This window comes from Xenorhabdus entomophaga (assembly GCF_037996725.1).
GTDB lineage: Bacteria > Pseudomonadota > Gammaproteobacteria > Enterobacterales > Enterobacteriaceae > Xenorhabdus > Xenorhabdus khoisanae.
The window spans coordinates 1-239 of the sequence record NZ_JBBMXH010000465.1 but is presented as its reverse complement, the minus strand read 5'-3'; the positions used below and the strand labels follow the sequence as shown (position 1 = coordinate 239).

The window sequence follows — 239 nt, the reverse complement described above, 5'->3', positions numbered from 1 at the left end:
CACTCAAACGGGTGGAATCAATAAAAGCAATGCCTGTGGGTTTCCCTTTTAATTGAGTCAGATAGCTACATAGTGGCACCAAAACGGAAGGCGCCACACTGACAAAACGAGGATAGCTGACCAAGGTGGGAAAATCCTTATGGTGATATTTCCAAATATGTTCTAGATAAAAATTTTTAAAATCACGGTAATGCGACAGATGAAAAAGGATCAAAAGGGTCATGATTTCACTGGGATAC

1 pseudogene is annotated in these 239 nt (G+C 40.2%); it reads right to left on the bottom strand.

Features of this window, described 5'->3' with window-relative positions:
* Positions 1-239 (bottom strand): annotated as a pseudogene (locus tag AAC854_RS23645) (IS982 family transposase); the annotation flags it as partial.